A 510-nucleotide genomic window follows, 5' to 3' on the forward strand; every position below is an offset into this window, starting at 1 on the left:
GGCAGCGCGGTGGTGTGTTTAGTATGGTTCAAATGTGGGTCAATCTACCTAGCGCGCACAAGCTGACTGATCCTAAATATCAGTTTATCAAACGTGGTGAGATGCCTATCATAGAATTGATGGACAATCGCAATGACGACTCTCAAGACACTGTTGCTAAAGATACTGTTGCTCAAAATGCTGACAAACAAACGGTCATCGGTCAAGTTGCCATCATTGCAGGTGACTGGCATGGCGTCACAGGTAGTGCGGTGACCTTTACGCCAGTCAACCTATGGGATATCGCGCTGCATACCGCAGGCACAACAACGCTACAAGTACCCTGCACACACAACACCTTACTCCTCGTACAAGAAGGCCAAGTACTGGTCAATGGCACCTCTATTGATGCGGGCAATTTGATTCAGTTTGCAGCGCCGACTAAACCATCTGTAGATTCTCAACCTGTACCTTTATCTGATGCTGCTACCGATACTATTGAGCTTACCTATTCTACCGATAACGATGAAC

General features: G+C 47.1%; 1 protein-coding gene. It reads left to right on the top strand.

The window, feature by feature from the left end; translation table 11 throughout:
• Positions 1-510 (top strand): pirin family protein (locus ACS8FC_RS21070; RefSeq protein WP_459112998.1); only part of this gene is annotated, 510 nt, incomplete at both ends.

The sequence above is a fragment of the Psychrobacter sp. 1Y4 genome, assembly GCF_051847555.1.